Genomic DNA, 24,182 nt, shown 5'->3' with positions numbered 1-24,182 from the left:
GTTGCAGTCAAAGATAGTACTTCCCTCACCCCGCCTGTCGGCACCCCTCTCCCAATTTGGAACAGGGGAAGGGGAGAGGGCACGAATTGCTATTGCTATGTCTGAACGCAACTTGGTATAATACCATTTCACTTTAATCACGATACATATAAATCCTGTAGAGACGTTGCATGCAACGTCTCTACAACAAAATATGTTTCATGGCTAAAGGGAATTGGTATAACAATGTAAAGACGTAGATATTCGCGTCTGTACATAAAGTTCTTGCTAATTTACCAGCCTTGTTCGGCTTTCTGGAAAACGTAAGCAGCTACCTCAAGAATTTCTTGTTCACTTAACTTGTTCTTGAAAGCAGGCATCGCATTTTTACCATTCTGTATTTGATAAATTATTGCCTCAATAGAGTTTGTGTCATAATCTTTCAGATACTTTTGCAATGCTTCCTTTTTCAAGGTTTTTTCGGCAATTAGGATATTACCACCACCTATATGACAAGAAGCACAGTTAGAGTTGAAAATTTTGGCAGCTTTAGATGTTTCGGCTGCTACTGCTGGACTAATAAATGTAAAACTTAAGAGAGCGATCGCTAACAGCAAGATTAACAAAAGTATTTTCAAGGCTTTTTCCTCGCAATAAGCTTCCAGCAACAGAAGAAGCTTCTCCAGTAAATATTCTATGGCTGCTAAAAGCTTTCCAGCTTGAGTTAAATTTACCTTGGCTAACTGTCAATACTTTCCCTTGTACAAAAAAAATTTCGTATTTAAAATTAAATTTTTTTATATTTTGTCGACAAGTTAAATTTGCTGGTGACGAATCTATCCCTTTGTTTGCCATCTAGTTTACACTATATATCAACACTGGGAATAAGACTCGTCACCGCTGTTTAGCTTAGGCGTGTGTCTTCTTTATCTGTAGTGAAGCACCACTTTCAGAATACGCCAAGCTCACCTTAGCTGAATTTCCCTTTCAAGCAAGGAAAATAATTCTGTTTTAACAGTGGTGTCCTGATTACTCAACAGTGATTTTGCCAACCATGCCAGCACCACGGTGAGGCTCGCAGTAGAAGGTATATTCACCCTTAGGTGCGTCTGCTGGGAAGGTTGTTTCTTCAGTTTGACCAGGATTCATCATCATAGGCTGCTTGTGAGACAGTGATTTAGCTAAACCAGCATCTTTAGCAGGGTTGAGAGCAGCATCAAATACAACGTTATGAGGAGGAACTTTGTTATTCACCCATTTAATTGTATCTCCTGGTTTAATTGTCAACTTTGATGGCTCAAAAGCCAGCGCTCCCTTATCAGTACCCAGTTTTACAGTGTATGTCTCAGCTGCTGCGCTGGGAGTAAAAATAGCAAAGCTGCTAACCACTAAAAGAATTGTTAATACAGCTAAACCCAAGCGACGCACTGTGGCCGCAATCAGTTTCATGGCTTTCTCCTATCAACAAGTTTTATTTTCCCTTATTCATTTTAGATAAAATCAAGCCTAAATATGACAATATGTCGTAGATACAAGTTTTTTTAAAAAAGCGCGTAAAAATTAAGTCATTAGCCATTCGCTAGCATTCCGATAACATTGGACTGCTGACTACTGACTAATGACTAAGAAGGAATGACTATTCAGCTATAGTGGTTTAGTAATAAATTTTACCACCGCCCCACTTAATACCCACAACCTTTGGTTGTACCAGAATATAACCGGCGATCGCCTTTAAGTCATCATCAGTGAGATTTCTCATTTCTGTGAAAATATCAGCACTCTTGATGCTGGGATGTAACTCGGCTATTTCTTCCTCACCGTCATAAGTAGTGGGATTTTTCATGTAATCTACAAGTCCTTCGATGGAATTACGGGGTGGTGTTGCTCCCGCCAATGCTTCGGGGTCAAGTCCCACGTTTTGGTTAGTCTTGGTAATACCACCAGGATGACACTGAGAGCAAGTATTGTTAAATAAGCGTTTACCTCGTGTAAGTTCTTGAAGGCTGATTAAAACTGTGTCACCCTTATCATTTAATTGCACTGTGCGGGAAGTTGCATCCAATTCCACCGCTGTTGCACTACCAACAACAAACTGAAACGTCAGCAACACAGTAGCTACAAAAATGCCAATTAGTCTTCTAAACATCTTTCCCCTTAAAGATTTTGATGCTCAACACAGCTAAAATTGCGATCTTCAATCTCCTCCTGCCGTTAGTACTGTTTGAGCGTGTTTCAGACAAAACTTAGGAAATAATTACCTTTGCATCCTCCAACGCCAAACCGTCTTTTGGTTTTATAGGCAATTCCCAATTGATTGCATACAGACAGTTCCTTTGCTACAGGTTCACTGTAGTCTGCTGCTATCTTTGCAATTAATAGGTCTGCGAAACCCATAATGCTTGTTAACTGACAGATATAGATTGAGTCGCTGTTATACAAATATCACGTTAAGAGGGCAATTTGTCGCCCAAACTACTGGGTGGGTGATGGGGAGTAGGAGAGGGGAAGAAAAGCAATAAGTATTTTTACTAGAAAGGAGTATTTTTCTGAGATGGGGTGATGGGGAAGCAATGAGTATTTTTACTAGGGATGAGTATTTTTTTAGTTTTGTTAGTTAATACGGTAAAGACCAGAAAAATCTGAGACAAATCTGAGACCATAAATAAATGATTGGTACAGTGTTGCGATCGCACTTACAAATAAATGTTGATTCAATTTCAGATCGCATCCCTATCATGATGATTACCGCAGTGAGGGCAAGTCGTTGAAACTTCAATTAATCCCTATTAGGGATTGAAACTCTCACCTACGATACTGCGACTCAAAACCAACTGCGAGTTGAAACTTCAATTAATCCCTATTATTGAAACCTTGATTTTCTATCCTTTACCCCCTGTAAAAGTCACACCTTGAATAAAATACCGATTGAAAAAGGCGTAAATTGCCAAAGCTGGCAAGGTGAACACCATCGAAGCTGCCATGATGTAATTCCAATAACTGATATATTGACCTTTGAAGCTGTTCAGTCCTAAAGGCAGGGTAAACATTTCTGGATCAAACAAAATAACCACGGGTAGCAAGAAATTATTCCAACTACCCATGAACACAAAAACCGCCTGTGCTGCTAATGCTGGTTTCGCCAAAGGTAAGACAATACGCCAGAAAATGCCGAAGGGTGTTAAGCCATCTAGTGCAGCAGCTTCCTCTAATTCCTTGGGAAAGTTGACAAAAAACTGCCGCATCATAAAGATGAAAGTGGCATTAACCATACTAGGGACAATCATGCCTTGGTAAGAATTCAGCCAACCAAAGGCTTTCAATATCAAAAATGTCGGGATTAGCGTTATTTGTGCTGGTACTGCTAGTACTGCCAGAATCAGCAAGAACCAAAAGTGCCTACCCCGAAAGCGTAGCCTTGCGAGGGCGTAACCTGCCATTGAGTTGAACAGCAAGTTTAAAACGGTGACGCTAACGGCAATGACTACACTGTTGAACAGCCAGCGGAGAAACAGCGGTTCTTGTAGAAAGATTTGTTTGTAGTTATCTAAAGTAAAGTGTTTGGGCAAGAAATTAATTTCGCCGCTAACAATTTCGGAGAGGGGTTTAAATGAAGCGGAAAGCGCCCACAAAAAGGGGATGAGGGTAACAATCGCATATAGCGCCAGTACAGTATAAAGCAGCACTTTTAACCAGGAGATGCGAGAGATACTGTTCACACTCTTTCGCCTCCGAAGAGTCGCCGCTGAATCAGAGTGATAGCAATGATAACCACTGCTAGCAAAAAGGCGATCGCAGCCCCGTATCCCATTTGCAAGTTCCGAAACACAGCTTGATATATTAGTAAAACTACAGTCAGAGTGGCGTTGTTAGGCCCGCCAGTGCCGTTAGAGAATATATAAGACTGATCAAACAGCTGAAATGTGCCAATTATTCCCATTGCCACTACAAAGAAGGTAACGGGTTTGAGCATGGGAATTGTAACGTAGATAAATTTTTGCCAGCCATTTGCACCATCCAGTTCTGCTGCCTCGTATAGTGATTGAGGGATATCCTGTAAGGCTGCCAGGTAGATGACCATGTAAAACGGTGCTGTTGACCAGATGTTCATAATCATGATGCCTTTGAGTGCTACAGCCGGATCGCCCAACCAGTTGTAGGTGGGCAGCCTCAAAAAAGCGAGAAAATCATTGAGTAGCCCATCGGTGTTATAAATCCACATGAAAATTAGCGTCAGCACAGCGGAAGAGGTGACAGTAGGCAAAAAGTAAAGGATGCGCCACCAGTTTTTGCCGCGAATGCCAGAATTCAGAGTAACAGCGAGGAATAAGGCCAAAACAGTTTGCGTTGGCACTACAATGGCGACATATTCCGCTGTATTCTTAAGGGCGATCCAAACCCGTTCATCTGCTAAGAGGCGCGTAAAGTTACGAAAACCAATGAAATCGTAGTCAATACCGCCAAGAAGTTGGACTCTATGAACGGAAAGGAAAACCGCCCAAACAATTGGCAGGACTACAAAACTCACCAAAACCAGAATAGCGGGCGTCATGAACACATACCCAGCCAGGTCTTCTGCGATATTCCACCTGGCTTTTCGTCGACGCCTTCTTAAATCAAACACTAAGGTACACCTCCGCCTAATCACGCACCCTGTAGCTGTAGCGATGGTTGGCGCATGATTGTCTATTATACTCCCTCAGATAGATGAATGATTTTCACTCAGTAGTTAGTTGGTTTTGATCCCACTACTCCATTGCCCGGATTAATTTATTAGCTTCTGCCTGCGCCCGTTGCATTGCTTGCTTGAGGGGTTGTTGTCCTAGTAGGGCGCTGACAAATTGGTTGTCAAAGTTATTCATTATTGCTGCGGGATGCTTACCTGCTTGCCAAGGCATGGCGTATTCAACTCCTGCCAAAAATGCAGACCGCACAGGGTCTTGTTCATAACCCAATTTCTGTGCTACTGATTGGCGTGTTGGCAGGGCAAAGCCTGTTGCTGTCCACTTTTCCATACCTTCTTTGCCCGTGAGATAGGAAATCAACTCCCAAGCTTCGGCTTTGTGCTGCGACTGTTTGTTCATCACATAGGCAACAGTAAATACCATCGTGCCTTTTTTGTCATTAATAGTTGGTACTTCTGCGGTAGCAAAATCAAGCTGAGGAAAAGTTTCCTTCAGATAGGGAATTGCCCAGTTACCCTCAATTACCATTGCTACCTTGCTTTGACCGAACATTTCACTACCTGAGTTTGTCCCGACATCAGATTTTTGCGCGGAGGTGCGGTCTTTTTGATACTGGTCTACTACTAATTGCAATCCCTGCAACCCAGCCTCAGAGGCGAAGGCTGCATAACCATTTTCATCTACCAGTTGCCCACCAAAAGCTTTGATTTTGTATGCCTGACGCGCTAACTCTGGAATTACTCCATAGCCGTATTGGTCAATTCTACCGTCTTGATTTTTATCTACTGTCAATTGTTTGGAGTAGGTAAGCAGTTCATCCCAGGTAGTGGGAGGACTAGTTAAGCCAGCCGTAGCAAATGCTTGCTTGTTATAAAAAAGGGTAAGGGTAGAATAGTCTTTGGGCAGACCATAGATATGGTTGTCGTACTTAAAGCTGTTAATTAATGTCTCTTCAAAATCTGGCAAGTCAAATTCAGAGTTAATATAAGCATCTAGTGGTTCTAGAACGTTCTGACTCATCAGGAAAGGAGCCTCAAGAGCATCCAGATAGAAAACATCAGGTGCTGCTTCGCCAATCAAGCGTGTTTTAATCACATCCATGTATTGGTCGGAAATGACTTCATACTTGACTCTGATACCTGGATGCTGTGTCTCAAAGTCTTTTAGTACTTGTTTCAATAGTTTTTGCTCAGTAGGATCTGAACCCCAACCACTAAGTTTAATGACAACTGGGGTGGTTGCTGTGGAAGCGCTAGGTAGGGATAGATTTTGGCAACCGATCGCGCAGAGGGCGATCGCTACCATTAAAGTTAAGAAATTTAACAAGCTTCTTTTTATCACCGCAGGATGAAGACTCTTTCACCCAACTTATAACTTCTCTAGCTCCAGATTTATTTTGCAAAAATTAAATTTTTATTTAGAAATGCAAGGTAGAATAACAAAGAATTACAAACACTACTAATGGCAATATGTGTTTAAAAGCAACTTGATTAATGTTACTTTATACACCCAAACACATTCCAAAACTATATAGAAAACGTAACTGTTTCAGGCTGGTCAAGGGTAAGGGTTAATAGTTATTGGTTAGCGCTCAATAACCAAAAAACCTAGTTACCAATTGCCTATATGCCAGGCTCCACAAGTAATTTTACAACTGATTTTTAATTTACGCCCACCTGCTTAGTTCATGAACTCAATTCAGGTTGAATCTACTTTGCCTCTGGTTCCCGAAATTTCTGAGATAGCAGTTGCACAAACAACATTATCTCCTGCTTCTACCCCAAAACCCAGCCCTACAGTTTCAAAGGATGCTATTCGCAATAGTCTACGAGCCTCAACTTTAGATGGTGTGTTTGCAGGGGTTTTTAGCATCACCACTGGTGGTATTTTACTCAGTAATTTCCTAGTCGAATTAGATGCCAGTCCGATAGCTTTTGGGGTACTCTCCTCTATTCCGATGTTGGTAAATTTTATTCAGCCTTTGGGCGCTTACCTATCGGAACGCTCAACCAGTCGCTGCAACTATTCTCTTTTGGTTTACGGGCCTTCTCGATTAGTTTGGCTGATTCAGGTAATTGGTATTGCAGCCTTCAGTTGGGGACTGATTAATTCCCAGCAGTTAGTATTATTGACGCTCTTGATTGTGCTATTGAGCCATCTATTTGGCGGATTGGGGAGTGCATCATGGCTGAGTTGGATGGCGACATTAGTCCATCGGCGTTTGCGAGGGCGGTATTTTGGAATACGCAGTAGTGCCGCTAGCTTAACCAATTTGATTTGCGTACCTTTGGCAGGGCTAGCTGTATCTACTTGGCACGGTGGTACTCTCCAAGGTTATGGAATAGTTCTGTTTGTGGGCATGCTATTTGGACTGATGAGTTTGATATGTCAGTACTTCAAAGTAGATGTGAACCCGCAAGAGGAAAATGCTACTGCCATCAGGATTGGTTCTAAAAAAGCAGTGTCTTTAGAAACAAATAATACTATTAAGCCCACACCTAAAGCTAATGCTTGGGAGAATATTCTCAAGGACACTAATTTTTTAGTATTCCTGCTTTACTTCAGCTTATGGATGTTTGCTGTTAACCTCAGCGCCCCTTTTTTTAACCTTTATATGTTGGATAATCTTGACTTAGATGTCAGTTGGGTGACGCTCTACAGCAGCCTCCAAGCAGGGGCAAATATGTTAATGTTGATTCTCTGGGGCAGATTGGCAGATAAAATTGGTAATCGTTTTATCCTATTTTTGATTGGGATTTTAGTTGCGATCGCCCCTTTGTTTTGGTTAGGCATTGGTCATACTTCTCTAGATGTATGGGTATGGTTGCCTATGTTACATATTTTTCTGGGAGGAACTTGTGCAGCAATTGATTTGTGTGGCAACAATATGCAGTTGGAAGTTGCACCCACAAAAAATCAATCCATATATTTTGGGATGATAGCTGCATTTTCTGGGGTGAGTGGCGCTTTAGGTACAATCCTAGGTGGTTTTCTAGTACAGAATAGTTTCTATGGAGGCTTACCAGGATTGTTTGTTATCTCAAGTATGTTTCGACTGGTAGCGCTTTTGCCACTCACCTTCGTACAAGAGAGACGAGGAGAATCTTTTATACAAACATTCCAAGGACTGCGATTATTTAGTAAAAAGCTAGCTTAAAGTTAGGGAATAGGGGTTATTAGTTGTTGGTTGGTGGTTGTTGGTTGTTGGTTGGTTATTCTAAACAACCACTGTACGGGCGGGTTTTGATAGATCTTTTGTGATTGAAGCCTATAAATTTGTGATCCTTACCCGCCCCTACTAACCACTAACCACTAACCACTAACCACTAACCACTTTTTATTCAGCGACGCTAGAACTTAAAGTCATTGTCTTCTCCCACAACACCATACTATGAGTTGTTGTTGCTGTGGGAGGCTGGTGTAAGGCAATCAATTGCGCTAAAGTTTTCTTTAGCTGGGTACGAGGTACAATTTCATCGACAAACCCATGCTTCAGTAAATCTTCAGCAGTTTGGAAATCATCCGGCAGTTTTTCCCGTAAAGTTTGCTCAATCACTCGCCGACCTGCAAAACCAATGGTTGCCTTTGGTTCTGCCAAGATGATATCACCCAACATCGCAAAACTAGCAGTAACACCGCCTGTGGTGGGATTAGTGAGAATAGGAACATATAATAGTCGTGCTTCTCGGTGAAGTTCCAAGGCTGCCGAGATTTTGGCCATCTGCATCAGTGAGAGCATTCCTTCTTGCATCCTAGCTCCACCCGAGGTACAGACGATAACTACAGCATACCGTCGCTGAGTGGCTTGTTCTATCAAGCGGGTCAGTTTTTCGCCAACGACGGAACCCATACTACCACCCATAAACCGAAAGTCCATCACACCAAGGGCAACTGGCAAGCCGTTGATTTCACCTAAACCTGTTTTGACAGCATCTACCAAGCCAAGTTTTTCTTGGGTTTCTCGCAGGCGATCGCTATAGGCTTTGCGATCGCGAAATCCTAAGGGATCGCTGGGACGCAAATGCTCATCTATTGGTCTCCAGGTACCGGGATCTATCAGTTGGCGAATGCGCTCATCACTATCTACCCGATTATGATGTCCGCATTCAGTGCATACCATCTGATTAGCCCTAAGGTCTTTAGTATAAGTTAAGACTCCACATTTAGGACACTTATTCCACAGCCCATCTGCTATTTCGCGTTCTTGACGTTCAAGGCTAATAGATCCAGATTTTCGTCGATTTGCAAACCAGTCAAATAAAGATTTTAAACCACGTGATTCTTCGTTGTTCGCCATTTGTTTCTTATGCCAGTGGGTAGTATGTCAAAAGCAGGTTAATCCGCTTCGCGAAGTCAATAGTCCAAAGTCAAGAGTCAAAAGTAATGAGTTTGGACTCTGGACTCTTGACTTTTGACTCAATTGCCAAATTTAGTCTTTTAAACAATTCAGACCTTTTGCATGCATCTTTGGTTGCCAGCTTATCGAAAATAAGTAAACCAATTCAAGCCTCTTGTTCTTCTTGTGGGAAACTTATAAATAAAATACAATTGGTTATCTGACACGATTGGGTATGACCTAAAACCTGTTAAAGTTTTAACAATTGAGGGTATTGTAGCTTTGTGTTAATCCCGAACGGAGATTACAAAGAATTAACAGGGGTGCCAGCCCCAAAATAGAATAGGACTTCGCCCCCAACTCAATAATTCTTTTTTGTATCTTATGAACAGCTAGTAACTGCTGCATTAGTTCTGCTTGCCAACGGGTACTAGTCGTGAAGAGAGTAATTCAGGTCACAGGATAATATTAACAGAAGTTAAGTCGCACAAGGGGTAATGAAGTTTACGGTTGCGAGGTAATCGTTGGTGGTTGGTAGTTAGTGGTTAGTGGTTAGTAGTTAGTAGTTAGTGGTTCTCCAACAACCAACAAACAACAAACAACAACCAACAACCAACAACCCATAATAAATTCCTTAAGTCGCATTAAGAAATAATCGCAGATAGCTAGACAAGATGATCTCGCCACTAAACAAGGTGATTATCGATCCAAGGGCAAGAAAAGGCCCAAAAGGCATCTTTTGACCCCATTTTTGAGGCAGTACCGTAGGAAGATTTCCTTCGTTGTAGACATCCACTCTCAGAGAAGCCGTGCTACGCGTCGCGTCTATCCGACGGCTTCCCCCAAGATGGTGACTGCCGTACTGCGATCGCCAAATTGTAACGCCACCTACTAAAGCTCCCACCAAGCAAGCAACAAAAGCAGCTAAAAGCAAATACTTCCAACCCAGCCATGCTCCCATCATGGCTGCTAACTTGGCGTCACCTCCACCCATTGCTGTTTTACCAAATACTATTGAACCAACTGTAGCGATCGCATCAAACAGCCACAAACCCAACACTGCTCCTACTATCGCCATCATCAAGTGATTTGCTAATGTTGACCAGCTACTACCCTCTGGCAAAAAACCAACCATAACTTGAAATGCTATGCCCAATACCAACCCTGACTGAGTCAGTGGGTTAGGTAAAGTCATCGTATCTAAATCAATGAGTGACAGCGCTAGTAACCAACTACAAAATACCCAATATCCTACCGTCAAAATTGATACATCAAATACCCAAAAAACAAATAAAAACAACACTCCCGTTACCACTTCCACCATTGGGTAACGCAGAGAAATTTTGCCTTGGCAATAACGACAACGACCTCTTAGCCACAGCCAGCCAAAGACAGGGACATTATCGTAGGGTTTGAGTTGATTTGAGCAGTGAGGACAGTGAGAAGGGGGAAAAATAATCGACAACCCAGCCGGTAGCCGATAAACCACAACATTAATAAAACTACCAACAGATGCACCCAAAGCGAATATGATTAAATTCGCCAGAATGACAATCAACATATCCATATTGTCATTTGTCCTGTGTCCTACCCTACGGTCAGCCGCCCGGAGGGCGTCTATGTCTTTTGTCATTTGTCCTTTGTCAAAAGCTAATGACTAATGACCAATGACTAATGACTAATACATGTACGATTCAATTTGATTTAAAGGCACAAAACATTCTTGGGGTAAAAGGACTGGTTGATTAGTAAAAATTACCTTACCCCGGTGATTAACGCGGTTAATTGCCACACCAGATGGTTGACCAGCCATTTCGGGATGTACCTCACAGTACGTATAGTAAATTTGCCCAGCGGCTCTGACGACGGCAGGATCGATCAAAGGCGGCTGGTTTTTAGGGTTGGTAGGGCTGGTAGGGCTAGTATGGCTGGTAAAGTTTGCTTGTTCTTGTCGTAAAGCGTACACTACTGACTGAGTTTGGTTGCTAGGTTTGTCTTAATAGTTTATACGAAAGTTTCAGCAATGGTTGCCAAAATTTCGGTTGCTACTGTTGAAGATTATTCTTCAAGCATTTTAATCAGAGTCTCACCCATAGCGCGGCAACCTAGAAGTTGCATACCCGGAGACATTATATCTCCAGTCCGAGCGCCGCTTTGTAGAACTTGCAATACTCCTTTTTCAATAAAATCCGCTGCTGCGCCTTGGTTTAAACCGTAACGGAGCATCATTGCCGCACTTAAAACTTGGGCGAGGGGATTGGCTTTATCAAGTCCTGCAATATCAGGGGCGGAACCGTGGACGGGTTCAAACACTCCTGGACGGGAAGCACCCAAACTGGCAGAAGGCAACATTCCTATACTGCCAGTGAGCATAGCAGCAGCATCAGAAAGAATATCACCAAACAAATTACCCGTGACAATCGTATCGAACTGTTTGGGAGCGCGTAACAGCTGCATGGCAGCATTATCCACATACATATGAGTTAGTTCGACATCCGGATATTCTGCTGCCAATTTCGTCATGCGATCGCGCCACAACTGCGATACTTCCAAAACATTGGCTTTATCGATCGAACACAGCTTGCCTTGACGTTTCCGTGCTGTTTCAAACGCTACCCTACCAATGCGCTCAATTTCCGATTCGGTGTACGCCATTGTATTCACACCGCGCTTTTCCCCAGTTTCCGTTTCAAAAATTCCCTTGGGTTTGCCAAAGTAAATTCCACCGGTGAGTTCGCGCACCACCATAATATCAACGCCTTCTACAACCTCTCGTTTCAAAGTAGAAGCGTCTATTAATTGAGGCAATATTTTTGCCGGACGCAAATTGGCAAATAATTCCAAACCCGCACGCAGTCTGAGTAAACCAGCTTCTGGACGTAAATGTGATGGTAGGGAATCCCATTTGTAACCGCCAATCGCTGCTAATAATACAGCATCGCTGTTGCGACATATATCTAAAGTTGCTGCTGGTAGAGGTTCGCCAGTTGCGTCAATTGCCGCACCTCCTACCAGCACTTCTTGGAATTCAAACTGAATATCAAATTTTTTCCCTACGACCTTCAGCACATCTACCGCCACAGCCATAATTTCGGGTCCAATGCCATCGCCAGGAAGTAGGGTAATGCGGTATTGCTGTGCCATAGTTCGTTTTGACTGGGTGAGTGTTTAACCGTGCAGAAAATTTTCAGCTTCAATATAATACCGAGCAAGTGTACCTATGGAGTTTTTAATTTATTTATTCACCTTTGTTAAGAGATATATAGTAGAAGCGCCCAGAGTATTTGCAAACCCAAACCGTCAAGAGTCAAGAGAACGTCGACTTATGAGTAGGTCAGAAATTATAACGCACCCTCCATCAGTAAGACTTTTGACATAAAAACAGTATTGTAAAATAGAAAAAGTAGGATTCGAGGGACCAGTTCACTGGTCAAAAGTGCTTATCGAGACTATTTTCGGTAATCTTCAGGGTTTAAAGTCCAGCCAGCTAAAGCAACTACAGCGGCTGTATCACCAGCGCATTCCGGGCGATCGCATCACTACGCCCGAGTTTGCCCAGCGTTTGGCAGCTATTAGCACTGAAATCAATCAGCCTGTATGTGCCTACCTCAACCGTCGCGGACAAGTAATCCGCGTAGGCGTAGGCACTCCGCGTCAAACGCAAATTCCACCGTTGGAATTACCCCGTTACGGTGCAGAACGACTTAGCGGTATCCGTTGTCTTGCCACCAGCTTGAAGCCAGAACCCCCCAATGAAGGGGCTTTGACGGCTATGGCACTACAACGTCTTGATGCTCTAGTGGTGCTTAATATTACTGGGTCAGGCTTTCAAAAGCGGGGTGGTGGAGCTACAGGGTACGTCAAAGAAGCTTATTTGGCGCACCTCACATCGCAAGAGTCCCGCGCCCTAATTACTAGTCCTTCTTCGTTCAAAGCACAGGGAAGTAATTTCCAATCTCCAAGTTGGAGTGTATCACCACCCATAAGCTTGGATGTGTTGACAAAGCAAGACTTGATTGAACTGGTCGAAGGACTGGAAGAGGAGTTCCGGCGGGAATTTGTCGCCCAAGAAGTAGATACTGACCACGATCGCGTGGTAATTGTTGGGATAATGACCGACGATCTGTCATCTCAACAATTCCAAGACACTGTAGCAGAATTGGCACGGTTAGTAGATACAGCTGGCGGCGAGGTATTGCAGACACTTTGGCAAAAGCGATCGCGCATTCATCCCCAAACGGTAGTTGGGGAAGGTAAGGTGCAAGAAATCGCTCTCACAGCCCAAACCCTAGGAGCAAATCTCATCGTCTTTGACCGTGACCTTTCACCATCTCAAGTCCGCAACTTAGAGACTCAAATTGGTATCCGGGTTGTCGATCGCACCGAAGTAATTTTGGATATCTTTGCTCAACGCGCTCAGTCTCGTGCTGGTAAGTTACAAGTAGAACTGGCACAGTTAGAGTATATGCTGCCGCGACTAACTGGTAGAGGACAAGCAATGTCTCGACTTGGTGGCGGTATCGGTACTCGTGGTCCTGGTGAAACCAAATTGGAAACGGAACGACGTGCCATTCAGCGCCGTATTGCTAGATTGCAACAAGAAGTAAATCAGCTACAGGCGCATCGAGAACGCTTGCGACAGCGGCGACAACATCGGGAAATCCCCTCCATAGCTTTAGTTGGTTATACCAATGCAGGCAAGTCTACCTTATTAAATGCCCTAACTAATGCCGAGGTTTACACAGCCGACCAACTATTTGCTACCCTCGACCCCACTACGCGACGCTTGGTTGTTCCCCATGCTATAACTGGTGAATCTCAAGAGATTCTACTTACAGATACAGTAGGGTTTATCCACGAACTACCAGCATCTTTAATGGACGCCTTCCGCGCCACTTTAGAAGAAGTCACAGAAGCCGATGCTTTACTGCATTTAGTTGATTTGTCTCACCCAGCTTGGTTAAGTCACATTCGTTCAGTGAGAGAAATTTTGGCACAAATGCCAGTGACTCCCGGCCCGGCGCTGGTTGCTTTTAACAAAATTGACCAAGTGGATAGTGAAACTTTGACTCAAGCGCAGGAGGAGTTTCCCCTAGCGGTGTTTATTTCTGCAAGCAAGCGCTTGGGATTAGAAACTCTACGCCAGCGTCTTGGTCAGTTGGTTCATTACGTCAATTCTTCTCAGTAAAAATTTAGGTTTCCACACAAATAAAAATTCAAACTCTCTGAGAATCAAAATTCAGGATCAATATTAAATCCAGTTTAAATAGCCTCCTTCTTTAAAGTCCGCTGTAGCGGACTTTTTTGTTTTGTCCTTACTTATATTTTTCAGTATAAATACGGCTTATTTAAATGAAATTTATATTTATTACTGATAAATATAAAATTTACGTTGTTTATTAGGTCATAAATATCGTGTAAATATGGAATTACAAGCATTAATTTAGATATAAAAATTTAACTTTAATATTATCTTTTCTGTGAAAACACTAATTTTTAAAATTCAAGTCAAAGCCAGAACAAATATAAAGATATCAAGAAAAAACGGTAACAACTGAAGCCAAATATCAAAGTAATAAAGATAATAGTAAGCACTATAAAACAACAGGGTGCAAATATACCTGTGGAAGATTTGGTGAATAAGATAGAAAGGAAAAGTAATAAGATGTCTAAGCGTTTTTCAAAATTAGCTTTTGGAGTATCCACCGCATCTTTAGTGGGACTCTGTGTTACTAGTTTTGCTCCCGCAGCTTTAGCAAAAGCCCCAGGTAGTGGCAAACCTGATACCAAGCAACCTGACACCACTCAAACAACTAGCAATACCGGCAGCACTACTTCTAGCAGCAGCAGTTACACTGGCGGTTCAACGCAGTTAAGCTGTAATCTTACTGATGTCTTAATTGGAAATACTACTGCTACAGCTTGTAAGGGCCCCTTTGATGGTAATGACACAGGAGCAGGAAATCCTTTACTTACTGAGTTGAATAAAGGTCTGTTTGATATTGGTTCTAACGTTACTTGGTCATTAGCTGGAAAATCGGACTCGGACGAGAACAATATTTTTGGTTTTGAAGCACAAAACGACTTAAGCACTGGTACATGGAGTTTAGATAAGGCGCTGAGCAGTAATACTAGTAATGGTCTTAGTACCTTTGTGGTTAGCCTCAAGACTAGTACCAAATATAGTGCCTACCTCTTCAAAGACATTGATTTTTCTCAAACAAGTTTACAAGGAATTTTCAATACCATCGGTGTTGCTTTAAATGGAAGTGGTACACAAGGTAAAGCGTTATCTCACGCCTCATTATTCGTAGCCACTTACGCAAAGCCCAGCACTATCCAAAAAGCTAGAGTCCCAGAACCGAGTGCTTCCATAGGTCTTGGTCTAGTTGTAGGTGGGATGGTCATTGCCCGTCGTCGCAAGTCTAACTAGAACACCGATTCAGTAATCTTCAAATGAAGAGAAGGACAAGGAGGACAAGGAAGAATTTCTCCCTTGTCTCACACATATTGAATTCTACTAACTGAACCGTATTGGCTTAGAAGCACTTAGTACAACATTGCACAAATTCGTAACGAATTAAATGTGGAAAGACTCTGCGCCCCTCTGCGGTTACTCTGCGTCCCTCTGCGTTTAAAAAAGCTACGATTTTACGCAAAGCAGTACTTAGCACTTCTAAGCTAGTTTTTTAACGCTAGACTTTTCATAAATCTCCAAACCACAGGGGAATAAAGTTTGAGATGAAAAGTATTGCTGCACGATAGTTCACTACGCATCACTATGATTTTTCCTCTAAACCTGAACCGAAAAAGACCATAAGCTGTTCGACATTTAACTTGCATTATCTTGGCGGGCAAGATGCCCACCCCACAAGAATTTGAAAAAATTTAAATATGCAAATTAAATGTACTTTAGCTTACCAAAGCAAACTTAACACTAATATGACTCGGTAAATACTGAAAAACTTTTGTTTTGATTTTAAGTTTTATCAGTATCATTTCTGAGGTTATTAGTATTTAAAATCGCATATTATCGGTTTGTTACGCAACTGGATGCAATTCTATATAACTATTATGGGCTAAGCGTTTGGTTGAGTCAGCTATTAAATTTTAATGGCACGCTCACCAGCAAATGCCCTTATATAATCTTATTTAAGAGTATATTTTTTTACTAAAATCAAGATTTTCAGTTTTATTCACATCTTGTACCATTTGCAACTCTCTGGAGGCAGAGCCGGAGGCTCTCGCAATCGTAGGGCAAAGCCCTTCCCGCAGGTATGGTGCAAGACTCCCATACATCGGGGCGCACAGCAAAGGATGAAAATCTCTCTCCCCTGTTAAGCGTTCGCTATTTTCAAGCTAGACCCCCACGGGCAATAACCCACAACGGGGGAATGAAAATCTCTTACCCAATCCCCAATCCTCGATCCCCAATCACTATTTTCAAGCTAGATATCAGAATAGATACTTTGCTTGTATTAGTCTACTTAGCGCCTACTTGGAACTAGCAAAGATGGGATGAAGTACCCACAGCCAACAACAACATTCTAAAATTAAGAATTATTACATCAAGTAGAGGACGTTATGACTGCGAAAGTAGAAATTTACACTTGGATGACTTGCCCTTTTTGCATCCGTGCCAAAAACTTATTGAAGAAAAAGGGGGTTGAATTCGTTGAATACAGTATCGATGGAGATGAAGCAGCACGGGATAAAATGTCTCAAAGAGCAAATGGACGGCGCTCTTTACCGCAAATTTTCATCAACGATGTTCATGTTGGTGGTTGTGATGATGTACACGCTTTAGAGGCCCAAGGCAAGCTGGATAATTTACTAGCTTCTAGTAATAGCGTGTAGATCCAAAAGGGTTGCGATGGCGCTTTTTGTTCGGAGGCGATCGCAAATAAGCCAAATCATCAGGGGATAATCTAAATTAAATGACCTTGAAATTTGCTGGCAATTGAGGCAGAAAGCGTGAAACTGGCTTTTATTATCGATCCCATCCAAACCCTCGACCCATGTCATGATACTAGCGTTGCTCTGATGGAAGCAGCGCACATCATGGGACATGAAGTTTGGGTGACTCAAGCAAGTTTGTTAAGTGTAGTAGAAGGCAAAGCTTGGGCAATCTTAGAACGGGTGCAACTTGTACCGATAGAACTGGTGGATGGACGCTGGGTAGCGGCAAATCCTTGGTACAAGTCGAGTGAATGCAATTTCATGTGTTTGGAAACAATGGACGCCGTATTTATGCGGACAGATCCACCAGTGACAGTTTCCTACCTCTATGCCACGTACATTCTCGACTACATTGACCAAAACAAAACCCTGGTGATTAACAGCCCTAGTGGTATTCGAGCGGCAAACGAAAAAATGTATGCGCTTCAGTTTACCAAGGTAATTCCAGAAACTATTGTCTCCGCTGACAAACAGGTGATCAAACAGTTTGTAGAAACAAAAGAGACAGCAGTTCTCAAACCACTGGGTAATAAAGCTGGCGAAGGGATTTTAATTTTACAACCGAGCGATCGCAACCTTAACTCTATGATCGAACTCAGTACCCTCCAAGGTCGGGTACCTGTTATGGTACAAAGTTTTATACCAGATGCTAAAGAGGGAGACAAACGGATTATTCTACTTAATGGCGAACCAATAGGAGCTGTTAATCGCCTGTCTGCAAAGGGCGAATTTCGCAATAATATGGCAGCGGGCGGTACAGTTGCTAAAACCGAGATAACCCCTAAAGAGCATGAAATATGCTCTCAAATAGCTGCAACGCTACGTATAGATGGCTTAATTTTTGTTGGTATCGACGTTATCGGGGGCTATTTGACCGAGGTTAATGTCACTAGCCCCACTGGAATACGTGAAATAGATCGGCTTGACGGTACTCGCCTTGGTCATCAAGTGATTCAATGGGTCGAGCAGGCAAAAAATTATAAATTATCGACTATAAACTTATGAAATTTCCTAGCATTCATAATTTGATCCCTAGTTTTTTAACCTCAGCCTTGCTTGTTTACAGCTTGCCACAACAAGACCCACCGTCATAACCACCAGCTACCGGACAACCGTAGATCTAATTGTTACTGCATTCAAGTTTTAGACAACTCATGACTTTAAATCCAAAATTCACTTGTATTGTCTTGATATTAGCTTCACTCAATAGTGACAGCAGTATTTAGAGATTTAGGCTACGCCCGTATAATTTCCGGCACTTAGCAAATCTACGTAATTGCAGACAAATTGGAAGCTAAAGCACTAATAGATGATGTAATTCAGCTTGGTCAGTTGGAATAATGACTATGTACTGAAAGACTACAAAGGCGAAACAATTGTCCATATTACTACAGGCAGAAACAGACACTAGGACAAAGAAATCGACAGCGAAAAACTGCCTCTGTTTTTTGTACCAAACACGTTGGTGGATATCCGAACGAGCAGAATTTGTCCTAATTCATTTGATTTGTAGGTTGCGTGGACGAGTTTTATTAATAACTGGCTATATCGGGGATGGCAACTGAATTGCTTACCCCAAACCCCAGTGAAACAATGGAATTAGAAATGAGCAGCCAGAAAGCTGATAGTACCAAACGCCTGTAGGGGAGATTTTCCACAAGCTAATAACTTAATTGCGTGGTGGCGTCCGCCGATTTCGCAGAAAATCAGGAATATCTAAGATCGGTCCTTTTTCTTTAGGTTCCGGATTTTGTGTAGGGGGATTAGCCGCAGGAGGTTGGGGCATTTGTCGTCTTTGTGGTGAGGGTGATACTACCCGGCCTTGGGTGACGCCTGGCTGTTGCGCGGCTGGCATTTCACCAGTAAATCCAGTAGCAATGACAGTAAGCCTCACTTCTCCCTGGAGTCTGTCATCAATTACTGCCCCAAAAATAATATTGGCGTTGGGGTCAACCACTTCATAGATTGTTTCTGCTGCGGCATTCACTTCGTGCAAAGTGAGATCGCTACCACCAGTGATGTTAAAGACAACTCCTCTAGCTCCTTCAATCGAACATTCGAGTAAAGGCGAAGAAATCGCAGCGATCGCCGCTTCTCTGGCTCTGGATTTTCCAGAACCAATACCGATCCCCATTAGTGCCGATCCTGCATCTGCCATTACTGCTCGCACATCGGCAAAGTCAACGTTGATCAAGCCAGGAATAGTGATGATATCAGAAATGCCTTGTACCCCTTGCCGCAGCACATCATCTGCATAGCGAAAAGCTTCTTGCATCGGTGTTTGCTCTGGGATCACTTCCAGCAGCTTGTTGTTAGGGATAATAATCAAAGTATCCACCCTACTTTTCAGCCCTTCGATGCCCTGCTCTGCTTGACTGATGCGACGGCGTCCTTCAAAGACAAATGGACGCGTAACTACACCAACAGTGAGAGCGCCCATTTCTTTGGCTACTTCCGCCACAATCGGGGCTGCACCCGTACCAGTTCCACCCCCCATACCAGCAGTGATAAACACTAAGTCGGCACCCTCTAAAGCCGTAGCAATCTCGTCCCGTGATTCCTCAGCAGCTTTTTGACCAATGGCAGGATTGCCACCAGCTCCTAACCCTCGTGTCAGCTTCTGCCCTATTTGTAGGCGGGAGGGAGCAGCAGCTAGAGTGAGGGCTTGGGCATCGGTGTTAATTGACCAAAACTCCACCCCACTTACATCTGATGCAATCATGCGGTTAACAGCATTACTGCCGCCACCCCCCACACCAATCACCTTAATGTTGGCAACTCGACCGGGAACAATGTCGCCTATTCGGGTGTCTTCGCGCTCGATTTTCTTGCTGTCATTGTTCTGCCCGAAGCTCAGCCCTGAATTATTAAATGGGTTGGTGGAGTTAACAGCTAGTGAAAAAGCAGATTGTCCTGGAGACTGGGAGTTTCTATAGGTAAGCCCTTGGTTATTATCAAGTGTCATTGGATTCACAAAGGTAGATAAACGACTTTTTAAGGTGTTATTCACCTAAGAGTCAACTATAGTTTGACGCTGCCATAAACTGTGGCATTGTTCTTCTTGTTCTCACTACTTCCAACCTTTTCAGGATTGGAGGCAGGAAAATTTACTATGGGATAGCCATCAAGGCACCTGTTTGCACAGCTAATTCTAGAGAAGTATACCTACTATTTATCTAAAATTGACTTATATAACTTCCGCTAGACATTAATATCTTCAATATCTTCACTGCTTTTTCGCTGATTGTGCTCGGTATACCTTTGGTAATCTCAATAACCTCTTCCTTTTGCTGCTGATGATTTACTTTGGTCATTAATTTTACAACTGTAAGTGAAGTTTTTTTTCTTTACCCACTAGAATAACTAATTAAGCTTGGTATAAATTGAAAATTCATAAAGAACTTAATCACTGTTAAAAGTAATTAATTCTTGCCTTTGAATTGCCGCTACTGAGAAAATTATTGTTTCTAAATATACGCTCAACCCCGAGAATATAATTTATGTACGTAAAATACTGAGCTAATTGTATTACTTGTAAAGACGCGGCGCGTCTTGCCTGTGCTAATCATATGTTCAATAGAATTCACCATTGTAGATAATTGCAATTTAAGACACAAAATTTCTCTTGTGTTTACCTACCCTTAAACTTGAAGCAACTTAAGTTGGTACAAAGGCACACAGTCATCTTAGATTTTGTTTGCAAATCTTGAACTACTTCACTCAGCGAAACAGTAGCTTGAGATGTCTCCAACTCCTGTATTAGAAAAGGGCAAAGCAGCGTTGCTCCCAAAGTAATCTATTTATAGGGTATCAAATGCTACATTATAACTGCATGGATGAGCAGGTAATAGAACTAACCTAACTCTAGCGGGTCTGGCGTTGACTTGAGGATTAGGTAGGTAACAGGCGTTTTCCAAGTGGGACGCCTTCATCAAATTGTCTGGCATCATTGCACCCCATTGTTAGGTGTTAGGGTAATAACTACTATCTAAAGAGGGAGTTTGCAATTATACTCCCCAATTTTAATTTAGAAGTTAACGCTGATTTTTATGGAATGGATTACTGGAGAACCAAAAGTAACAAATATATTTTTCAGCATAAAACTTCTTTATTGACTAGGAGCTTTTTTCTACATCAAATACCTAAATATTTTTTCAGGGGGTTTTGGAATTAATTTCTCTGCTTTTTTGATTCATTTGTACTAAGGGATGTTCTGGATTTCTTAGATCGATGTACTCTATTTGATTGGGATTCAGTTGTGAAGGTAAATGGCGTATTTGGGCAAGTACCTGGATATGTTCGGGCAACTGAGAACTCGGTGTACCCAGATGTACTGGGCCTAGTTCTGTTTTCAAAATTAAATTCGTTGGGTCTTGCCAATCAATTTCCATCACTTTCACAGGACTTTTACTAATGGCTTGATAGAGTGGAGACCAGTAGGGACGATATAGTTCTGGTGAGCCAATCACTTTTAACTTTGGTAGCTCTACTCTGGAATTTAGCGATGTAAATTTTTCTAAAGGCATCCATACGCCATTAGCATCTAGTAGCCCTACGTTTATTGTCTTGTTGTCGTTGTCAATGTTTCTTTTCCCTCGGCGCGTTTGAGCGATCGCTACAGGTACTCTTTCTTGAACTTGGACTAATAATCCGGGAGGAAACAAACGACGACTAACACTAGCTTGTGCAATGGTAGGTTGTTGCTGCAAAGAACGGGCGATACGAGACGGTTCAACGCGCCATAAAGACTGAGGATAAGATAAGGCCAGCAATGACTTAACTTCCTTATCCGAAAGTAATTGATTGCCTGAAATCACAACATCTTTGGAATTTTTGAGAACCCAAATTGGTTGAATGCTTATCCACAACAGACCACCTGCTAAACCAGTAACAGCTAGGGTTTGCCAAATAGCCTGAATAAATTTTACCTGCCGTTTTTTCCGTAATTTATTACGGCGTCCTGCTAGAATTGTGCGGGAAATTGATACTATGCCAGCCATTCAAACCCCTTCCACACTTTCAGTCTAAATCGTTATTGCACTCCTCTCATTCACTAATTTCAGTCAAAGCTGCTGGTGAGGTAGAAACGTCATCCTTAAGAAGTCTTTTGAAGTAGTAACACTTTACAGCAGCCAAACAAAGATTGTGGTGCTTGTAACTTTTTACTATTCAAGTTTGCGGTGTTGATTTTAAATCGAATGTAGCCTTTTCGCTATGAAGTGACAGCCATCATTTCATCAAAAAGGCTACAACATGATATTGACACATTAACCGCAATATGCAGTGCTTTGAAAATAGAATTGAGGAATAAGCGGAACTGAATTATACTCCAATTTTGCGTTTGCCAAGGAATTCTCTATTACATAAACGCTTACTATTTAGACTCCTATGAAAAGGAGTGTGATGTCTATTATAGAAATTTGTATCATGTATTACATTGATGTAGTTATTGCAGAAAATAAAATTAGACATATATACTGTTGCTGGTTGGCAAAATTTAGTCATAATAATCACTATTACATGAAATAATTGCTTAATAGACTGTTATTACTACTCTGTAGTAGCTGTTACTGTTACAACACAAATTAAAACTTTTGCATTTAGTTTATTTTGCGGTTGTACCGGAAAATTTAATTACAATAATTGCCTTTAGTTATAGCAAGAGATTGCCAAAACCTCTGAAGCAGGTGTAAAAAGGACAATACAATTAACCGATCGGGGATGATAATATCCTTACTACGCTACGGACATTTGCTTGCGGCAGTATATGCACTAAGTAGTGTTTTAGCATACCTCAAAAGAGAGGTAGGGAATATTTGTATATAAGCATACAAATCAAATTTGCATCTACATGAAAACAGCACTAAATTTGCAACGCTTTTATCAAGCCTGTAACCCCAGCAAAACGCTGGTGATGGGTGATGCATCGGATCGACAATACTACATAGACTTTTCTGATGTGCGTGGCTGCAAAATCGTGGAGGAATTGCAGCGCACCATCGTCCGTATTTCTCCTAATGACCCAACCTGCCAGCTATTTACAGGTCATATAGGCTGCGGTAAGTCTACAGAATTGCAGCGCCTCAAGGCAGAACTGGAGCAGGCAGGATTCCATGTGGTTTATTTTGAATCTAGCCAAGATTTGGATATGGCAGATATTGACGTCAGCGATATTTTGCTGAGTATAGCTCGTCAAATTAGTGCTAGTTTAGAAGCCATAAATATTAAAGAGAAATCAGGTTACTTTGCCAATCTATTTAGGGAAATTGGGGATTTTTTACAAACCCCGATAGAGTTATCAGCAGAAGCAGAGTTGTCTTTGGGTATTGCTAAAATCAGCGCCAAAACCAAAGATAGTCCTCAATTGCGGAGCCAGCTGCGACAATACTTGGAACCACGTACCAATAGTATTTTGCAAGCAATCAACGAAGAGTTGTTAGACAAAGCAGTTCAACAATTAAAGCAGCGTGGTAATAAAGGATTGGTTGCGATCGTTGATAATTTGGATCGAGTAGATATGCGTCCCTTGGCATCTGGGCGATCGCTACCAGAGTATCTTTTTATTGACAGAGGTGAGCAATTACGCCGACTCAAATGTCATGTAGTTTACACAATTCCCTTGGCATTAATTTTTTCTAATGAGTACGAGACACTCAAAAATCGCCTTGGGGGTGGCATTGCTCCTAAGGTGTTGCCAATGGTACTTGTGCGCCAACGAGATGGTAACGACTACGAACCAGGAATGTCTTTGTTGCGTCAACTAGTTCTAGCAAGAGCTTTTCCCGAGGTTTCTTGGAATATCAGACCGGGATTGATCCCAGAGTTATTCGATACTCCACAAACTTTGGATCGCTTATGTCGCATTAGTGGCGGTCACATTCGTAATTTATTGGGACTGCTGTATAGTTGCCTGCAACGGCAAGATCCGCCTTTTTCTCGGGATTGTTTAGAAGCAGTAATCAAAGACTACCGCGATGACTTGCTACTAGCAATTGATGAACATGTCTGGGAATTGCTATTGGAAGTAGTTAACCAACAGAGCATCAAAGGCGAGTCTGATTACCAGATATTGCTACGCAGTATGTTTGTCTTTGAATACCGCGATCCCACAGGGCGTTGGTTTGGCATCAGTCCGGCGTTGGCAGAAACAGAAAAAATCCTTGCTTGGCAGCAAAACAAGTTAGTTCATAATTCATAATTCATAATTCATAATTATTTCTGGTTCT

Annotated in this window: 19 protein-coding genes; 6 read left to right on the top strand and 13 right to left on the bottom strand. The window is 42.2% G+C overall.

All coding sequences use genetic code 11. From position 1 onward, the window contains the following. Positions 1–272: 272 nt before the first annotated feature. From petJ to HXY43_RS04605, 7 genes are all read right to left on the bottom strand, one after another. On the bottom strand, positions 273–617 hold the full coding sequence (gene petJ, locus HXY43_RS04635) for a cytochrome c6 PetJ (RefSeq protein WP_290880540.1): 345 nt from the start codon (positions 615–617) through the stop codon (positions 273–275). Beyond that, on the bottom strand, positions 556–834 hold the full coding sequence (locus tag HXY43_RS04630; protein ID WP_290880538.1) for a hypothetical protein: 279 nt from the start codon (positions 832–834) through the stop codon (positions 556–558). Before HXY43_RS04630 ends, petJ begins: the two co-directional genes overlap by 62 nt. A gap of 174 nt (positions 835–1,008) precedes the next feature. Beyond that, the gene (petE, locus tag HXY43_RS04625; protein ID WP_290880536.1) at positions 1,009–1,428 is read right to left on the bottom strand and encodes a plastocyanin; all 420 of its coding nucleotides are present in this window, start codon (positions 1,426–1,428) and stop codon (positions 1,009–1,011) included. Positions 1,429–1,633: 205 nt separating this feature from the next. Then, positions 1,634–2,125 (bottom strand): photosystem II cytochrome c-550, encoded by a 492-nt coding sequence (gene psbV, locus HXY43_RS04620; protein WP_290880534.1) that lies wholly within the window; start codon positions 2,123–2,125, stop codon positions 1,634–1,636. Positions 2,126–2,858: 733 nt separating this feature from the next. Then, positions 2,859–3,695 carry a carbohydrate ABC transporter permease gene (locus tag HXY43_RS04615; RefSeq protein ID WP_026733476.1) on the bottom strand — a complete coding sequence of 279 codons (837 nt, stop codon included), beginning with the start codon at positions 3,693–3,695 and terminating at the stop codon, positions 2,859–2,861. After that, positions 3,692–4,600: a carbohydrate ABC transporter permease gene (locus HXY43_RS04610; RefSeq protein ID WP_290880530.1), complete on the bottom strand. Its 909-nt coding sequence runs from the start codon at positions 4,598–4,600 to the stop codon at positions 3,692–3,694. Before HXY43_RS04610 ends, HXY43_RS04615 begins: the two co-directional genes overlap by 4 nt. Positions 4,601–4,724: 124 nt before the next feature. Beyond that, positions 4,725–5,966, bottom strand: coding sequence for an ABC transporter substrate-binding protein (locus tag HXY43_RS04605; RefSeq protein WP_290880556.1), 1,242 nt, complete (start codon positions 5,964–5,966; stop codon positions 4,725–4,727). A 382-nt stretch (positions 5,967–6,348) separates the two neighbouring features. On the opposite strand from HXY43_RS04605, the gene HXY43_RS04600 reads away from it, so the two are divergent. After that, positions 6,349–7,818 (top strand): MFS transporter, encoded by a 1,470-nt coding sequence (locus HXY43_RS04600; RefSeq protein WP_290880528.1) that lies wholly within the window; start codon positions 6,349–6,351, stop codon positions 7,816–7,818. Between the two features lie 180 nt (positions 7,819–7,998). Here the strand turns inward: HXY43_RS04600 and accD are convergent, their stop codons facing one another. From accD to leuB, 4 genes are all read right to left on the bottom strand, one after another. Continuing rightward, positions 7,999–8,958, bottom strand: coding sequence for an acetyl-CoA carboxylase, carboxyltransferase subunit beta (accD, locus tag HXY43_RS04595; protein WP_290880526.1), 960 nt, complete (start codon positions 8,956–8,958; stop codon positions 7,999–8,001). 673 nt (positions 8,959–9,631) lie between these two features. Then, positions 9,632–10,564 carry an A24 family peptidase gene (locus HXY43_RS04590; protein ID WP_290880553.1) on the bottom strand — a complete coding sequence of 311 codons (933 nt, stop codon included), beginning with the start codon at positions 10,562–10,564 and terminating at the stop codon, positions 9,632–9,634. 111 nt (positions 10,565–10,675) lie between these two features. Continuing rightward, positions 10,676–10,963 carry a hypothetical protein gene (locus HXY43_RS04585; protein ID WP_290880524.1) on the bottom strand — a complete coding sequence of 96 codons (288 nt, stop codon included), beginning with the start codon at positions 10,961–10,963 and terminating at the stop codon, positions 10,676–10,678. Positions 10,964–11,055: 92 nt separating this feature from the next. Then, the gene (gene leuB, locus HXY43_RS04580; RefSeq protein ID WP_290880522.1) at positions 11,056–12,141 is read right to left on the bottom strand and encodes a 3-isopropylmalate dehydrogenase; all 1,086 of its coding nucleotides are present in this window, start codon (positions 12,139–12,141) and stop codon (positions 11,056–11,058) included. 298 nt (positions 12,142–12,439) lie between these two features. On the opposite strand from leuB, the gene hflX reads away from it, so the two are divergent. The 4 genes from hflX (at position 12,440) to gshB (ending at position 17,961) form a co-directional block, all read left to right on the top strand. Then, on the top strand, positions 12,440–14,185 hold the full coding sequence (hflX, locus tag HXY43_RS04575; RefSeq protein WP_290880550.1) for a GTPase HflX: 1,746 nt from the start codon (positions 12,440–12,442) through the stop codon (positions 14,183–14,185). 477 nt (positions 14,186–14,662) lie between these two features. Next, on the top strand, positions 14,663–15,430 hold the full coding sequence (locus HXY43_RS04570; protein ID WP_290880520.1) for a PEP-CTERM sorting domain-containing protein: 768 nt from the start codon (positions 14,663–14,665) through the stop codon (positions 15,428–15,430). A gap of 1,151 nt (positions 15,431–16,581) precedes the next feature. Next, a complete protein-coding gene (gene grxC, locus HXY43_RS04565; RefSeq protein WP_290880517.1) occupies positions 16,582–16,854 on the top strand; it encodes a glutaredoxin 3 in 273 nt (90 codons plus the stop codon). A 117-nt stretch (positions 16,855–16,971) separates the two neighbouring features. Beyond that, entirely contained in the window at positions 16,972–17,961 is a 990-nt protein-coding gene (gene gshB, locus HXY43_RS04560) for a glutathione synthase (protein WP_290880516.1), read from the top strand. A gap of 664 nt (positions 17,962–18,625) precedes the next feature. Here the strand turns inward: gshB and ftsZ are convergent. Beyond that, complete coding sequence (gene ftsZ / locus HXY43_RS04555; RefSeq protein ID WP_290880513.1) at positions 18,626–19,921, bottom strand: cell division protein FtsZ; 1,296 nt, start codon at positions 19,919–19,921, stop codon at positions 18,626–18,628. Between the two features lie 1,189 nt (positions 19,922–21,110). Next, complete coding sequence (locus HXY43_RS04550; RefSeq protein WP_290880511.1) at positions 21,111–21,956, bottom strand: FtsQ-type POTRA domain-containing protein; 846 nt, start codon at positions 21,954–21,956, stop codon at positions 21,111–21,113. Positions 21,957–22,807: 851 nt separating this feature from the next. Between HXY43_RS04550 and HXY43_RS04545 the strand changes: the two genes are divergently transcribed. Next, on the top strand, positions 22,808–24,154 hold the full coding sequence (locus HXY43_RS04545; RefSeq protein WP_290880509.1) for an ATP-binding protein: 1,347 nt from the start codon (positions 22,808–22,810) through the stop codon (positions 24,152–24,154). Positions 24,155–24,182 lie beyond the last annotated feature (28 nt).

Origin of the sequence: Fischerella sp., from assembly GCF_013388695.1 — a bacterium.
Classification (GTDB): domain Bacteria; phylum Cyanobacteriota; class Cyanobacteriia; order Cyanobacteriales; family Nostocaceae; genus PCC9605.
Note: the sequence above shows the minus strand (reverse complement) of the source record. Positions and strands in the feature narration are given on the sequence as shown.

Excerpts from the sequence above, each read along its gene's own strand:
- ftsZ (WP_290880513.1), bottom strand. The coding sequence starts at position 19,921 with ATGACACTTGATAATAACCAAGGGCTTACCTATAGAAACTCCCAGTCT.
- HXY43_RS04550 (WP_290880511.1), bottom strand. The coding sequence starts at position 21,956 with ATGGCTGGCATAGTATCAATTTCCCGCACAATTCTAGCAGGACGCCGT.
- leuB (WP_290880522.1), bottom strand. The coding sequence starts at position 12,141 with ATGGCACAGCAATACCGCATTACCCTACTTCCTGGCGATGGCATTGGA.
- psbV (WP_290880534.1), bottom strand. The coding sequence starts at position 2,125 with ATGTTTAGAAGACTAATTGGCATTTTTGTAGCTACTGTGTTGCTGACG.
- HXY43_RS04590 (WP_290880553.1), bottom strand. The coding sequence starts at position 10,564 with ATGGATATGTTGATTGTCATTCTGGCGAATTTAATCATATTCGCTTTG.
- grxC (WP_290880517.1), top strand. The coding sequence starts at position 16,582 with ATGACTGCGAAAGTAGAAATTTACACTTGGATGACTTGCCCTTTTTGC.
- HXY43_RS04605 (WP_290880556.1), bottom strand. The coding sequence starts at position 5,966 with ATGGTAGCGATCGCCCTCTGCGCGATCGGTTGCCAAAATCTATCCCTA.
- HXY43_RS04600 (WP_290880528.1), top strand. The coding sequence starts at position 6,349 with ATGAACTCAATTCAGGTTGAATCTACTTTGCCTCTGGTTCCCGAAATT.
- HXY43_RS04570 (WP_290880520.1), top strand. The coding sequence starts at position 14,663 with ATGTCTAAGCGTTTTTCAAAATTAGCTTTTGGAGTATCCACCGCATCT.
- HXY43_RS04545 (WP_290880509.1), top strand. The coding sequence starts at position 22,808 with ATGAAAACAGCACTAAATTTGCAACGCTTTTATCAAGCCTGTAACCCC.
- accD (WP_290880526.1), bottom strand. The coding sequence starts at position 8,958 with ATGGCGAACAACGAAGAATCACGTGGTTTAAAATCTTTATTTGACTGG.
- petE (WP_290880536.1), bottom strand. The coding sequence starts at position 1,428 with ATGAAACTGATTGCGGCCACAGTGCGTCGCTTGGGTTTAGCTGTATTA.
- HXY43_RS04630 (WP_290880538.1), bottom strand. The coding sequence starts at position 834 with ATGGCAAACAAAGGGATAGATTCGTCACCAGCAAATTTAACTTGTCGA.